Raw genomic sequence first — 14,274 nt, forward strand, 5'->3', positions numbered from 1 at the left:
AGAATTTGAGTCAGGGCCACCGTTAACTTAAAACGGCGACGGCTGTTTTTCGCACGATGTTTAAAGCAGCTTAATAGTATTAAGCAGAATTAGTTCCGACGATTAGCTGGGCTTACGTAAGAAATAGAGGGCCCAATCCCGTGTCAACGAGATTGGGAAGGGAAGAATAGGCGTAGAATGCGAGACTTTTGCTGTTGTGAATCAATTTTACCGCAAAAAAAGAAGCTTAGCCGTGAAGCCATTCATTAGTTATAAATGGAGCGGAAAAGGGTGCCGCAATTGTCCTGTTAAATGATCTTCATCTCTTCTGGTAAGAACAAATCTCAGCGTTAAGTCTAAAAAGCGCGGTAGCATTGGGTTTAGCGGTTCTCCGTGCCTGACGGATAATGGTACACACTGCGACTGATATCTAATAGTCTGCAGCTACGGCGTGTACCGATGTCGAAGGTGGCCTGCAGGAAATCCACAGCCTGACGTTTTTCATTTGTCGTAAAGAAGTGCTTCAGAACGCTCTGCAGCATCTCTTTATCGGAGTTGAGCGTCTGCAACTCACGCGTGATGTTTTGCAGTTTTTCTTCCAGCTCCTTGATTTTTCTGCCTTCTTCCGAAGACAACCCAGAAAACTTCTTTTTCCAGCTATAGAACGTGGCTTCAGAGATACCTAACTCTTCACAGATCTCTCTGACTTTCACGCCCGATTCAGAAGCTTTAATGGCATTTGTGATTTGATCTTCGCTGTATCGTGACTTTCTCATAAATGCTCTTACCTTTCTTATCGATTAATGGATGAGAATGACTTTAATAATTTCTGGCACTGTAAGGTTTTATTAAGGCAGTATTAAAGTGCGCGAATTGAATTGCGAAGCCTAAATTAAGATATTTAGAAGAAATATCATCATGGGATAAATCTTATTTTATTCTTATCGGGGGGGCGTACCTTCCTGGAGGGGCATTTTTGTTATAAATTCATCGCATCCAAAATACGAAATAAATACAACGTATGCGGGATATTTAGCCTGAGCGATGTGATTAATATGGCGGTCAGGCGCTTTAGGGTTGTTTTATTTTCAGCCTGAAATCGTTTCCATTTGAAGTGATTCGCACCATTTATAATAAGAATTATCCTGAATTCACTCTCCGGATTATGACTTGCATCTCAATTTTCGGACCAGTTTGGTCTGAAGTCTTACATTTTCGCCAGGCCCACTGAGCGCTTATTAATTCGTTACAGGGATGTTGTACCGAAGCGGTTGTAGTTGAGTAATACTAAGGAAGAGTCGATGAAATTGAGCGTAATGTCTAATGCCGCCTGGATGATGTCTGAGAAGATCATCTCCGTTTTTGGCGTCATTTTTGTGACGTCTTACGTGGCGAAGTCTTTTGGCCCAACGGTGTTTGGTCAGATGGCGTTTTCAACCTCACTATTTGCGATGGTGCAAACCGTTGCGATTTTTGGCACCGAAACCATTCTGTTTAAGCGCGTCAGCAAAAATGCGTCAAAAGGCCTGCGCCTGATGACCATTGCCCGTACGCTGCGAATGGTGTTATTGCTGGTCACTTCGGTGCCAGTCTTAATCTGGGTCTGGTACAACATGCAGGAAAATTTCCTGGCGTTTGCACTGGCCTCATTTGTTGCCTCCGTTTTTGTCACCCAGGACACCTTTAGCGTTTATAACAACGCGCGTCTTGCTTCGCGTCTTAACACCATTGCTAACGCCGTGGGCATGCTGCTGAGTTTCAGCATCAGCTTTATCGTCGCCTGGCTGCGTCTCAATCCACTCTGGCTGACGCTGTCGATTGTCGCCGTCACGCTGGTGCCTTACCTGATCAAGCGTCGCAACTTTTATCAGGACCATCAGGATCAGATGCCGCCCCGCGAGAAGCGTACCGCTTATCTGCGCTATCTGATGTATGCCGGACTGCCGCTGGCCATCTCCAGCATCTTTATTTCGGTGCAGGTCAAAGCCGCACAGATGTTTCTGGCAGGCACGGCTCCCGCCCGCGATCTGGGTCTGTTTGCGGCGGCGAATACCATTTCCGCTTCCTGGATTTTTATCCCGGTAGCGCTCATCACCTCCTGCTTCACTGAGATCTTCAGGGAGCGCGGTGAGGTCGCCATTAAGCTGGCTGCGCGGCTCAATGGTTACGTTATGGGTGTTTCATTGTTGATGCTGCTTGTTATTTCGCTGTATGGCGAGCGGATCATCATTGCGTTGTACGGACCGGCATACACACAGTCAGGAAGTCTCATTACGTTGCTGTCGATAGCGACCAGCTTTTCGGCAATGGGGACCGTAGCGTATCGCTACATGGTCAAAGAGGGAGGATTTAACTACTTACTGAGGAAAATCATCTGCCTGATGGTCATCAGTCTGCCGCTCTCCTGGTGGTTGATCCAGGGTCACGGCATCATGGGGGCCGCGTGGAGCGTTTTCCTTTCAGAACTTTTGTCCCTGACCGTAATGAATTACTTCTTTAAAAACGGCGTCATTCAAAAGATTCAGGTTTCCTCACTCAACTACAAAACATACAAATGAGGTCAGATATGCTCAAGTTGAAAGAAGAACTCAGAAGAAGTGTGCAGTACTTTATTAAGAAGATGCCCTGGGCTTATCAGGACCGCATTTACTACTTCCACAAGTTCAGAAAGCTGCCCAATCTGCGTCAGCCAAAAGTGTTCAATGAGAAGGTGCTGTACCGTAAGTTTATCTTCGGCGATTACCAGAATTACGGTCGTCTGTCTGATAAGTACTCGGTGCGCGAATTCATTGCTGAAAAAATCGGTAATGAATACCTGATTCCGTTGGTACACGAAACCACTGACCCGACAACGCTGAACAGCTTACCCTGCTGGAAGGGGACGGTGATCAAGCCGAACCACGCCTCCAACATGGTTGAGATTTTGCTGGAAGAGCCGGATGCCCTGCGCAAGCAGCAGATCATTCATGACTGCTATCGCTGGCTGAAGACTGACTTTGCCAACGAAGCGCGTGAGATTCACTATCGCTACATCAAGCCACGTATCCTGGTTGAGAAGTACATTGGTGATGGCAAGAGCGCGCCGATTGATTACAAGTTCCATATGTTCAACAAGCGGGATGGCAAGTTCGAATATGTGCTGCAGGTGATCTACAACCGCTGTCAGCCGCTGCTGTCGATGAATTTCTACGTGAACAACCTCAACGAGGCCTATCACAAAATTCGCGATACCGGTCTGGATGTGTCACCGATTATGCCGTCACTGGAACATGCGCTCGAACTGAGTAAAAAACTGGCCAGTGATTTCGACTACGTACGTGTGGACTGGTATATCCATGACGAAAGGATCTACTTTGGCGAACTGACCTTCACCCCAGGTGCAGGACTGGTCACCGGCTTAGATCGTGGTTTAAATCAGATGATGGGAGATATGTGGATTCAGGACCGCCGCGGAACGCAGAGCCCGGGCGCTACCGTGCAGGATGTTAATATTCCTGCCATGTTGAAGAAAATTTAAGCACACACAGCAATATAAAAAACCCCGCTTAGCGGGGTTTTTTATGCGCAAAATTCAGGCAATCAATCAGGGCATCGGCCAGTCAGCAGGCGCCTGGCTCATTGCTTCAATAAAGGCATGCTTTGAGATTTCCACGAAGTTATGCACGTTATCCATACTCAGGGTAATGCCCATCAGACCGGTGACAAACCAGCAGGTCATGCCTAAACCAATCCCGCCACACATAAATGCCATTACGTGACGGCTATCCTGACGAAGTTTGGTTTTCAGGGTGCTGGCAAAAAACATCATGACTGCGCTCAGCAATTCCCAACGCATAACAAGAAAACTGGTGGTTAACGTAGCCATTGGCCGGACCTCAATATCAACAGGTAATCCTGACAATCTGCGGACATCACCGGCGACAAAAAAGTGTGTCAGGGAAGACTTTTTTGCCGTCAAACCAGGTTTAAAGTGTGACTTGGGTCACATTATATCACCCGATTTTAAATTTTGAACAAAATTTACACGGGTGTGGCAGTGACACGAAGGAAGGGTAAGCAGCAGAAGAAGAACGGCGGAAAAATCAGTCAGATGCGCCCAGGGCGGGCGCAACGGAGAATCAGCGAACCGGGCAACACTCGCCGGTGGTGCGCTGGGTAAAGCTATTGATTGGATCGTTATAGCCAAAACCTGGCAGGCGAGGGCGCTGAATCGCCTGACGACGCATGGTGTGCCGATAAGCGGTTGGCGTCTGTGCAAACTGACGACGAAACACGCGGGAAAAGGTCTGCTGCGAGTCATAGCCATACTGCATCGCAATATCAAACACCGGTCGCTGTGTCTGTGACAAAGCTTCAGCTGCCAGCGTCAGGCGGCGCTCACGAATATAGCCACCCAGCGTTTGTTTCGTTACGGAACGGAACATACGCTGCAGATGCCATTTCGAATAGCCCGATTTGGCCGCAACTTCATCAATCGACAAGCTCTTATCCAGGTTCTGGTCAATCCAGTGCGTCAGGGAATGAATGATCTCTTCTTGCATCATGGCCTCATCCTTCTGGTGTTTAATAAACGCTAATGGGAGTTTAGGGGTTTCGATGGAGAGCAAGTATAATTCCTCAAGTTAACTTGAGGTAAAGAGCCTGATGAAAAAAGAACGCAACTATCCAAAACCGGTTTTAACACCGGGTGAAGTGGCGCGCCGTAGCGGTGTGGCGGTCTCGGCGCTGCACTTCTATGAGACAAAAGGATTGATCTCCAGCACGCGAAATAGCGGCAATCAGCGGCGATACAGCCGTGACGTGCTGCGACGTGTCGCGATTATCAAGATTGCGCAGCGCATCGGTATTCCGCTGGCGACCGTGAGTGACAGTCTGGACCATATTCCCGCAAACAAGCGTATGTCCACACCAGAGTGGGATGCCCTGACGCAGCACTGGCGCGAAGAGCTGGATAAGCGTATTGAAACCCTGACCCGCCTGCGCAATGACCTCGATGGCTGTATCGGCTGCGGCTGCCTGTCGATGCGCGACTGCCCGCTGCGCAACCCCGGCGATCGGCTGGGTCAGCAGGGCTCAGGTGCCGTGCTACTCGACCCGGAACAGGATGATAAACATACCGATACAGAGTGACGTCTATACTTGGTGAAGGTCAAAACACAGGGAATCATGATGATCACCGTTCACCATCTCGAGAAATCGCGCTCACATCGGGTGCTGTGGCTGCTGGAAGAGCTTGAAGTGCCGTACCAGATTAAACGCTATCAACGCGAACCGACCATGCTGGCTCCGGAGGCGTTAAGAAAAGTGCATCCGCTGGGGAAATCGCCCGTCATTACCGATGGCAATCGGGTGGTGGCAGAATCCGGTGCCATTCTCGAATATCTTGAAGAGAAACATGACCACGCGTTCCGACTGAAAGTCAGTGATGAGGAATCACGGCTACAGTGCCGCTACTGGCTGCATTATGCCGAAGGCTCGCTGATGCCACTGCTGGTCATGAAGCTAATCTTTGGTCAGATGGGCAAAGCACCGGTGCCCTGGCTGCTGCGTCCGGTTGGGGCAGCATTCGGCAAAGGCGTGCAGAAAGCTTTCCTGGATAAACAGCTGAAGCCGCACATGCAGATGATCGAACAGCATCTGGCTACGCATCCCTGGTTTGCCGGCCAGCGTTTCTCGATTGCGGATATCCAGATGAGCTTTCCGCTGCTGGCGCTGGCGCAACGTGCCGGACTCGATCAGATGCCTGCCACGCAGAAATGGCTTCAGACCGTGCAGCAGCGTGCTGCCTGGCAACGTGCGATTGATCAGGGCGGCGAGCTTTCACTGCCAGGTTAGTTCTCTTTTCCACCGGCGCGTCGGATCTCCTCATGCCTGCGCCGGTGCGCTTTTTCTCCGGAAAATCGCTTTAACTTCAGGATGTCAGCGAGTGATCATGGCTTGTACCGGACGCCTATCCCCTCTTTATCTCTGATTTTTATGCTGATGAATCTCCCTGTTGCTGTTGAAAATGTGCCGCTAAACGCCCGATAATCCCCTGCCTTTTTATCTGGCCGATTTTAGCGGCTAACTATCTGCGGCAAGGTAAACGTTTGCCTGCCAGGTTAAACCGGGCAGTGACGCCGTCTACCCGCTTATTCCAGGGACAGCGATGGTCGCAGAGCGATCCACACAACAAGAAATTTGAGGCTCAACTATGTCAACTGAATCACGCCCGGCCAGTGGAAAACTGGACGCCTGGTTCTCGATCTCGGCGCGCGGCAGCAGCGTGCGGCAGGAAATTCTGGCCGGACTCACCACCTTCCTGGCGATGGTCTACTCCGTCATCGTGGTGCCGGGAATGCTGGGCAAAGCCGGTTTCTCCCCCTCCGCCGTGTTTGTCGCCACCTGCCTGGTCGCCAGCTTTGGCTCCCTCCTTATGGGGCTATGGGCCAATCTGCCGATGGCGATTGGCTGTGCGATCTCTTTAACCGCCTTTACCGCTTTCAGCCTGGTGCTGGGTCAGCACATCAGCGTGCCGGTGGCGCTGGGTGCAGTGTTTCTGATGGGCCTGCTGTTTACCCTGATCTCGGTGACCGGCATCCGCGCCTGGATCCTGCGTAATCTGCCAATGGGTGTAGCGCACGGAACCGGCGTCGGGATTGGCCTTTTTCTGCTGCTGATTGCGGCTGACGGCGTCGGGCTGGTCGTAAAAAATCCGGCACCGGGCCTGCCGGTGGCACTGGGCCACTTCACCAGTTTCCCGGTGATGATGACGCTGCTGGGACTGGCCGCGATCATTGGACTGGAGAAGCGGCGGGTGCCCGGCGGCATTCTGCTGACGATTATCGCTATTTCACTGCTGGGCCTGATCTTTGACCCAGCGGTGAAGTGGCAGGGACTGTTTGCACTGCCAAGCCTGCGTGATGCCAGCGGGCAGTCGCTGCTGTTTAGCCTGGACATTATGGGCGCGATGCAGCCGGTGGTGTTGCCCAGCGTGCTGGCACTCGTGATGACCGCGGTCTTTGACGCTACCGGCACGATTCGCGCGGTCGCGGGTCAGGCCAATCTGCTGGATAAACAGGGCCAGATTATTAATGGCGGCCGTGCGCTGACCAGTGATTCTGTCAGCAGCCTGTTCGCGGGACTGGTGGGCGCATCACCGGCTGCGGTCTATATCGAATCGGCGGCAGGCACCGCAGCAGGCGGCAAAACGGGTCTCACTGCGATTGTGGTTGGCCTGCTGTTTCTCGCTATTCTGTTTATGTCACCGCTGGCTTATCTGGTGCCGGCTTACGCGACCGCACCCGCCTTAATGTATGTAGGGCTGCTGATGCTCAGCAACGTGGCAAAAGTCGACTTCAATGATTTTGTCGATGCGATGTCAGGCCTGTTAACGGCCGTGATCATTGTGCTCACCTGCAACATCGTAACCGGCATCATGATCGGTTTTGCCAGCCTGGTGGTGGGCCGTCTCTTTGCCGGTGAATGGCGTAAGCTCAACGTCGGTACGGTCATTATTGCTGTCGCGCTGGTGGCATTTTACGCCGGTGGCTGGGCTATCTGACGGCACAACCGGGCGTGCGCTTGTGCGCCCGGTATTTGTCACTTTTTTCCCGCCCGGCGCACGCGTAGCTGACACCCTTCACCGCAGTTTGTTTTACACTTTAATGCTTAACCAATGATTGAAAGAAACGACGCCTAAGGAAAGCATGGAAATCTTTTTTACAATTCTCATCATGACGCTGGTCGTGTCGCTCTCTGGCGTCGCGGCTCGTATTCTCCCTTTTCAGATCCCCTTGCCACTCGTTCAGATCGCCGTGGGTGCGATGCTGGCCTGGCCAACGTTTGGTCTGCATGTCGACTTTGATCCAGAGCTGTTTCTGGTGCTGTTCATTCCGCCGTTGCTGTTTGCGGATGGCTGGAAGACGCCCATCAGTGAGTTCCTGCATCATGGCCGCGAGATAATTGGCTTAGCGCTGGCGCTGGTGCTGATTACGGTGTTCGGCATTGGCTATCTGATCTACTGGCTGGTGCCGGGTATCCCGTTGATTCCGGCGCTGGCGCTGGCGGCCGTGTTGTCGCCTACCGATGCCGTGGCGCTTTCCGGCATTGTGGGTGAAGGCCGCATTCCCAAAAAGATTATGTCGATTGTGCAGGGTGAAGCCCTGATGAATGATGCATCGGGTCTGGTTTCACTGAAATTTGCCGTGGCCGTTGCCATGGGCACGATGGTGTTTACCTGGGGCGGTGCCAGCATTGAGTTTCTGAAGGTCGCCGTGGGTGGCCTGGTCGCGGGTGTGGCAATCTGCTGGCTCTACGGTAAGTCGTTGCGCCTGCTCAGCCGCTGGAGCGGTGACGATCCGGCCACTCAGACCGTACTGCTGCTGCTATTGCCTTTCGCCTCTTATCTGATTGCTGAACATCTGGGTGTTTCAGGCATCCTGGCGGCGGTGGCGGCCGGTATGACCATCACCCGTTCCGGTATTATTCGTCAGGCCCCGCTGGCGATGCGTCTTCGTGCAAACAGCGTCTGGCAGATGCTGGAGTTCGTGTTCAACGGCATGGTCTTCCTGATGCTGGGCCTGCAGCTGCCGGATATTCTGCAGACCTCAATCGACCAGGCACAGGCCGATCCGAACGTCGAACTCTGGATGCTGTTTGCCGATATCGGGCTGGTCTACGCCGCGCTGATGATCGTGCGTTTTGGCTGGCTGTGGATTATGCAGCGTTTCAGCAAACGGCTGCTGAAGAAGAAGCCGATGGAGTTCTCTAACTACTCGCTACGTGAGCTGTTGATCGCCTCTTTTGCTGGAGTGCGCGGTGCCATTACGCTGGCCGGTGTGCTGTCGATTCCGCTGTTCCTGACCAATGGCGAGCCTTTCCCGGCGCGTTATGAGCTGGTGTTTATCGCCACCGGTGTGATTCTGTTCTCATTGCTGGTGGGCGTAGTGCTGCTGCCGATTCTCCTGCGTGGCGTGGATACCATTGATAAAGGTGCGCACCGCCGTGAGCTGCAGAATGCCCGTGCGGTAATGGCAGGCGCCGCGATTGAAAGCCTTCACAAGATGGAAGAGCGACTGGATAACGGATCGGAAGAGAACATCGATCCGGAACTGCTCAAAGAGGTGAGTCTGCGAGTGATTGGCAACCTGCGTCGTCGTGCCGAAGGAAAGAATGACCTCGAACACGCGCTGTATGCTGAGAACCTTGAGCGTCGCTTCCGTCTGACCGGATTGCGTGCCGAGCGCGCGGAGCTCTATCATCTGCGCGCGACCCAGCAAATTTCCAATGAGACGATGCAGACGTTACTGCACGATTTGGACCTACTGGAAGCGTTGCTGATCGAAAAAGAAGAGTAAGTCTGACCGGCACGCATGCGCATTCATGCGGGCGTGCCAGCCTTTCACACCGACAGGCGCGGCGGCTCATCCGGCCAGTGCTCCCGGCAACAGTTGATCCACGCCTGCGCACTGCGCGACAGATAACTCCCTTCCCGCCAGATTAAACCCAGACTCCACTTCAGTTCCGATTCCAGCGGCAGCCACAAGAGCGACTGCTTATCCAGCCGCTGACAGATAGGCTCTGGCAGAATCGCCAGCCCCATTTCCGCCTGCACCATCGCCGCCAGAAAATCCCACTGACCGCTCCGCACTGCCACCGTGGGCGTCAGGTTAAGCCGCTGAAACGCCTGCATTAGCTGACGATTCAGCGAAAACTCCTCATTGAAAATCAGCAGCGGATGCGCGGCCAGTTCTGCCAGTCCAATCTGCTGGCGGCTGAGCCACTCCGGGCGACGCGGCAGCAGCACGCAAAGCGGATGATGCATCAGGGGCAGGGTGTTCAGCGGCAGCTCAGCGTCGACCGGCAGTGCGGTCAGGGCGATATCCAGACTGCCCGCCAGCACCGCCTGCTGAACGGTCAGACCGCCGAACTCAGAGATTTTCAGCTGAACGCCGGGATAGCGGCGGCGAAAGGCGGAAATCGATCCGGCTATCTGCATACCGACCATCGGCGGAATGCCGAGTCGCAGCTCGCCGGTTTTAAGCTGGTTGATGTCACCAATCTCCGCTTCCAGCTGATGAAACTCCTGCAGGATCGCCAGGCCACGCTGATAGACCGCCTGACCGCTGTCGGTAAGATGAAGACGACGGCCATCGCGCAGGATCAGCGTACAGCCCAGCTCCTCCTCCAGCTGGCGCAGCATTTTGCTGATGGTTGGCTGCGTCACAAACAGCTTTTGTGCCGCGCGGGTAAAACTCTGCTGGCGAACCACTTCAGTAAAGTAACGCAGGGCGCGCACGTCCATAACTATTCCTTTCAGGCATGATTACGATAATTTTAATTCATTTTTTTCACACTCTGTTGGCGTTTTATACTGGCGACATCAATTTAATCGGGGAGACAGGCGATGGCGTTAGCACTCACTCCACTCAGCAACCGCGCAGTGCAATGGCTTAGCCTGCCACTGCAGGTAGGGTTATATATTGGCCTGTTTGTCGCCAGTCAACAGCTGGTGAGCTGGCTGCACCTGCCACTGCCTGCCAATATCGTCGGGATGCTGGTGCTGCTGGCGTTGATCGTAACGCGGATTGTGCCGCTGAACTGGGTAAAAGCCGGGTCACGCTGGCTGCTGGCCGAAATGTTGCTGTTTTTTATTCCGGCGGTAGTGGCGGTCGTGAACTATGGCGCGCTGCTGCGTGTGGATGGCTGGCGCATCTGTGTGGTGATTGGTGTCAGTACGACGCTGGTGCTGGCGTCGACCGCCTGGGTCGTGGACCGGCTTTATCAGTATGAAGTCGCGCGCGCCGCGCGTAAGCAGAATCCAGATGCGTGATTTTATCATCAGTCTCTTGTGTGTCGCGGTTACGCTGCTGGTGTATGCGCTGAATAAACGGCTTTATAGCCGCTGGCGGACACTGCTGTTAATGCCACTGGTCATGACGCCGCTGGTGCTGGTCGGACTGCTGCTGCTGACGCACATCAGCTGGCAGGATTACATTGCTGAAAACCACTGGCTGCTCTGGTTGCTGGGACCCGCTACGCTGGCGTTTGCAGTGCCAGTCTATGAGAACGTGGAGATTATTAAGCGGCACTGGCTATCCCTGAGCGCGGGCGTATTGACCGCCACGGTGGTCGCTGTCTGCAGCTCGGTCTGGCTGGCGCGGCTGTTGACGCTGCCAGAGTCAATCCAGCGCAGTCTGGCGGTGCGCTCCATTACTACCCCGTTTGCGCTGGCCGCAGCCGGACCAATTGGCGGTCAGCCCGATCTGGTTGCGCTGTTTGTGGTCATCACTGGCGTGTTTGGCATGGCGGTAGGTGACGTGCTGTTTCTGCGCCTCGCAATCAAGCAGGGTGTGGCGAAAGGGGCCGGGTTTGGGGCTGCGTCGCACGGTGCCGGAACGGCGCGTGCTTATCAGCTTGGGCAGCAGGAGGGCGTGGTCGCCAGCCTGGTTATGATGCTCTCGGGCGTAGTGACCGTGGTGCTGGCTCCGCTGATTGGACACCTGATGTGGACAATATAGTCTACACTGCGTAGCGCAGAGGCAGCGGTAATTCTGAACGCGACACGTATTTTTACGTAAAGTTTCCCGGATTTTGTTGTCTCTCCGTTTCAGGCTGTTAACCTTGCGGCCGAATTAATTGTCCTTCACGGAGTGGAATCATGTTTAAGCAACTTGTTACCGGGAGCGCCCTTGGGCTGGTTTTACTGAGCGGCGCCGCTCAGGCAATTGAAGGCAGTGTTGATGTCAGCGAACACAACACCAACCTGAACCTGGGTCTGGGCACCACAACACCCGGTCTGTTTCTGAAAGGTAACTGGCTGCGTAGCGACCATGACGGCAGCACCTACGGTGCCGGTCTGGGTTACAACGTTGATTTCGGGCCGCTGCGTCTGGCGCCGACCGCAAAAGCGATTTTCACCCATCCTGAAGATGGAAAAGATGGATTTGCGGTGGCGCTGGGTGGTGCAGCACACTACAGCTTCAACAGCATGTGGGGCCTGTATGGTGAGTATTATTACGCGCCAGAGTCGTTCACCGATCACCTCGACAGCTATCAGGAAGCCGCTGGCGGCCTGAGCTTCACGCCGGTTTCACTGCTTAACCTGCGTGTGGGTTATCAGTACATCGAACTGAACAACAAAGATGGACGCAAAGATAACGTGCTGGTCGATGGCCCGTACGTGGGTGCATCTCTGCGCTTCTGATTCTGTTGCGTGAAAGAGAAGGGCGACTACTTCTGTAGTCGCCCTTTTTTATTGGCTGCTCGTTATCAATGTTAAACGGCGATCAGTGCGCCTTACCCTGTTCAATGCCGGTGCCCGTCTGCGAGCGAATAAACTGTGCGCGGAAGCGCGAACGTTCCTCTGCGCCCTGCTGCGAATGGTCGGTGACAGAGAAGAGCCAGATGCCCACAAATGCCACTACCATGGAGAACAGCGCCGGATATTCATACGGGAAAATCGGTGTCGCATTTCCCAGCACCTGCACCCACACGGTTGGGCCAAGGATCATCAGAATGACGGCAGTCAGCAGACCCAGCCAGCCGCCCACCATCGCGCCGCGCGTGGTGAGTTTTGACCAGTACATCGACAGCAGAATGATCGGGAAGTTACAGCTGGCCGCAATTGAGAAGGCCAGCCCGACCATAAAGGCGATGTTCTGCTTCTCAAACAGAATACCCAGCGCAATAGCGACCACGCCCAGCGCCAGCACGGTGATTTTAGAAACCCGCAGCTCATCTTTCTCGCTCGCCTGACCTTTGCGGTACACGCTGGCATAGAGGTCGTGAGAAACCGCCGACGCACCCGCCAGGGTCAGGCCCGCGACCACGGCCAGAATGGTGGCAAAGGCAACCGCTGAGATAAAGCCCAGGAAGGTGCTGCCGCCCACGGCGTTAGCCAGATGCACCGCCGCCATATTGGTCCCACCAATCAAGGCGCCGCTGGCATCTTTAAAGGCCGGATTAGCGCCCACCAGCAGGATGGCACCGAAGCCGATAATAAAGGTGAGGAAGTAGAAGTAACCCATAAAGCCGGTGGCCCAGAAGACACTTTTACGGGCCTCTTTGGCATCCGCGACGGTGAAGAAGCGCATCAGAATGTGCGGCAATCCGGCTGTACCAAACATCAGGCCCAGCCCCAGCGACAGCGCCGAGATAGGATCTTTCACCAGTCCGCCAGGCTGCATAATCGCGATGCCTTTTGGATGGACTGCCATCGCTTCGGTGAACAGCGTATTAAAGCTGAAATTGGCTGCTTTCATTACCATGATGGCCATAAAAGAGGCACCAAACAGCAGCAGCACCGCCTTGATGATCTGCACCCAGGTGGTTGCCAGCATGCCGCCAAACAGCACGTACATCACCATCAGAATGCCCACCAGAACCACCGCCACATGATAGTTCAGGCCAAACAGCAGCTGGATAAGCTTACCGGCACCCACCATCTGCGCGATCAGGTAGAGCGCCACCACCACCAGCGAACCGCAGGCTGACAGGGTGCGAATCGGCATCTGCTTCAGACGATAGGAGGCGACGTCAGCAAAGGTATAACGACCCAGGTTGCGCAGCCGCTCGGCAATTAAAAACAGAATCATCGGCCAGCCGACCAGGAAGCCGAGCGAGTAGATCAGTCCGTCATAGCCGGAGGTGTAAACCAGCGCCGAAATGCCCAGAAATGAGGCTGCTGACATGAAGTCACCCGCCATCGCCAGGCCATTCTGAAAGCCGGTGATATTGCCGCCCGCAGTGTAGTAGTCGTTGCGCGAACGGGTGCGTTTTGACGCCCAGTAAGTAATCCCCAGCGTGGCGCCGACGAAAATCGTAAACATGATAATCGCCTGATAGTTGGTCGCCTGGCGCTGCACCGCACCGGTAATCGCATCGGCGGCCAGCGCTGAAAACGGCAACATCAGGGCCAGTAGCCATAAGGTGAGACGGGTCATGATTTCACCTCGCGGAGGATCGCTTTGGTTAAACGGTCAAATTCCCCGTTGGCGCGCCAGACATAGACACCGGTCAGCACAAATGACATCACAATCAGCCCGACGCCAATCGGGATGCCGCGCGTCACATTGGTTCCGGCATGCAGCGGCGTACCGAGCCAGCCGGGCGCAAACGCAATCAGCAGGATAAAACCGACATAGAGCACCAGCATAATCAGCGACAGCAGCGTCGCGAACGCCTGGCGCTTATGGACTAACTCATGAAAAAGCGGATTACGTTCAATCTGCTGATTGATTGCATCCTGATTCGAAAGGGCGTCATTCATCACATTTTCTCCAGAGGGCTTGCAGGCAAGAACCTCACGACAGG

15 protein-coding genes are annotated in these 14,274 nt (G+C 54.1%); 9 read left to right on the top strand and 6 right to left on the bottom strand.

Annotated elements, in window-relative coordinates:
* Positions 1-359: 359 nt before the first annotated feature.
* On the bottom strand, positions 360-755 hold the full coding sequence (locus tag Q7C21_RS17915; protein WP_003855733.1) for a transposase: 396 nt from the start codon (positions 753-755) through the stop codon (positions 360-362).
* Between the two features lie 525 nt (positions 756-1,280).
* Between Q7C21_RS17915 and Q7C21_RS17920 the strand changes: the two genes are divergently transcribed.
* Both Q7C21_RS17920 and Q7C21_RS17925 read left to right on the top strand, forming a co-directional pair.
* Positions 1,281-2,537 carry an oligosaccharide flippase family protein gene (locus Q7C21_RS17920; protein WP_003855732.1) on the top strand — a complete coding sequence of 419 codons (1,257 nt, stop codon included), beginning with the start codon at positions 1,281-1,283 and terminating at the stop codon, positions 2,535-2,537.
* 8 nt (positions 2,538-2,545) lie between these two features.
* Positions 2,546-3,496, top strand: a complete 951-nt coding sequence (locus tag Q7C21_RS17925; protein ID WP_008926611.1) for an ATP-grasp fold amidoligase family protein — start codon at positions 2,546-2,548, stop codon at positions 3,494-3,496.
* A 66-nt stretch (positions 3,497-3,562) separates the two neighbouring features.
* Here the strand turns inward: Q7C21_RS17925 and Q7C21_RS17930 are convergent, their stop codons facing one another.
* Positions 3,563-3,844 carry a YjcB family protein gene (locus tag Q7C21_RS17930; RefSeq protein WP_008926612.1) on the bottom strand — a complete coding sequence of 94 codons (282 nt, stop codon included), beginning with the start codon at positions 3,842-3,844 and terminating at the stop codon, positions 3,563-3,565.
* 253 nt (positions 3,845-4,097) lie between these two features.
* Positions 4,098-4,523, bottom strand: a complete 426-nt coding sequence (soxS, locus tag Q7C21_RS17935) for a superoxide response transcriptional regulator SoxS (RefSeq protein WP_003855727.1) — start codon at positions 4,521-4,523, stop codon at positions 4,098-4,100.
* Positions 4,524-4,623: 100 nt separating this feature from the next.
* On the opposite strand from soxS, the gene soxR reads away from it, so the two are divergent.
* The 4 genes from soxR to Q7C21_RS17955 all read left to right on the top strand — a co-directional run bounded on the left by soxR (position 4,624) and on the right by Q7C21_RS17955 (position 9,317).
* Complete coding sequence (gene soxR, locus Q7C21_RS17940) at positions 4,624-5,109, top strand: redox-sensitive transcriptional activator SoxR (RefSeq protein WP_003855725.1); 486 nt, start codon at positions 4,624-4,626, stop codon at positions 5,107-5,109.
* A 39-nt stretch (positions 5,110-5,148) separates the two neighbouring features.
* On the top strand, positions 5,149-5,814 hold the full coding sequence (locus Q7C21_RS17945; RefSeq protein WP_033743428.1) for a glutathione S-transferase family protein: 666 nt from the start codon (positions 5,149-5,151) through the stop codon (positions 5,812-5,814).
* A gap of 358 nt (positions 5,815-6,172) precedes the next feature.
* Positions 6,173-7,522, top strand: coding sequence for an NCS2 family permease (locus tag Q7C21_RS17950; protein ID WP_110411731.1), 1,350 nt, complete (start codon positions 6,173-6,175; stop codon positions 7,520-7,522).
* 145 nt (positions 7,523-7,667) lie between these two features.
* Positions 7,668-9,317, top strand: a complete 1,650-nt coding sequence (locus Q7C21_RS17955) for a Na+/H+ antiporter (RefSeq protein WP_003855721.1) — start codon at positions 7,668-7,670, stop codon at positions 9,315-9,317.
* A gap of 44 nt (positions 9,318-9,361) precedes the next feature.
* Here Q7C21_RS17955 and Q7C21_RS17960 read toward each other — a convergent pair whose 3' ends face one another.
* Complete coding sequence (locus tag Q7C21_RS17960; protein ID WP_008926616.1) at positions 9,362-10,264, bottom strand: LysR family transcriptional regulator; 903 nt, start codon at positions 10,262-10,264, stop codon at positions 9,362-9,364.
* A 102-nt stretch (positions 10,265-10,366) separates the two neighbouring features.
* Here Q7C21_RS17960 and Q7C21_RS17965 point away from each other — a divergent pair, with 102 nt between their 5' ends.
* The 3 genes from Q7C21_RS17965 (at position 10,367) to Q7C21_RS17975 (ending at position 12,166) form a co-directional block, all read left to right on the top strand.
* Positions 10,367-10,792 carry a CidA/LrgA family protein gene (locus tag Q7C21_RS17965; RefSeq protein ID WP_033763398.1) on the top strand — a complete coding sequence of 142 codons (426 nt, stop codon included), beginning with the start codon at positions 10,367-10,369 and terminating at the stop codon, positions 10,790-10,792.
* A complete protein-coding gene (locus Q7C21_RS17970) occupies positions 10,785-11,480 on the top strand; it encodes an LrgB family protein (protein ID WP_039660666.1) in 696 nt (231 codons plus the stop codon). The genes Q7C21_RS17965 and Q7C21_RS17970 overlap by 8 nt, the downstream gene beginning before the upstream one ends.
* 140 nt (positions 11,481-11,620) lie before the next feature.
* The gene (locus tag Q7C21_RS17975; protein ID WP_003855717.1) at positions 11,621-12,166 is read left to right on the top strand and encodes a YfaZ family outer membrane protein; all 546 of its coding nucleotides are present in this window, start codon (positions 11,621-11,623) and stop codon (positions 12,164-12,166) included.
* A gap of 82 nt (positions 12,167-12,248) precedes the next feature.
* On the opposite strand, the gene Q7C21_RS17980 is transcribed toward Q7C21_RS17975, so the two are convergent.
* Together Q7C21_RS17980 and Q7C21_RS17985 are read right to left on the bottom strand one after the other, a co-directional pair.
* A complete protein-coding gene (locus Q7C21_RS17980) occupies positions 12,249-13,904 on the bottom strand; it encodes a cation acetate symporter (RefSeq protein ID WP_003855716.1) in 1,656 nt (551 codons plus the stop codon).
* Positions 13,901-14,230 carry a DUF485 domain-containing protein gene (locus tag Q7C21_RS17985; RefSeq protein ID WP_003855715.1) on the bottom strand — a complete coding sequence of 110 codons (330 nt, stop codon included), beginning with the start codon at positions 14,228-14,230 and terminating at the stop codon, positions 13,901-13,903. Before Q7C21_RS17985 ends, Q7C21_RS17980 begins: the two co-directional genes overlap by 4 nt.
* Positions 14,231-14,274 lie beyond the last annotated feature (44 nt).

The organism is Pantoea sp. ANP04 (genome assembly GCF_041982285.1).
Lineage (GTDB): Bacteria > Pseudomonadota > Gammaproteobacteria > Enterobacterales > Enterobacteriaceae > Pantoea > Pantoea eucalypti.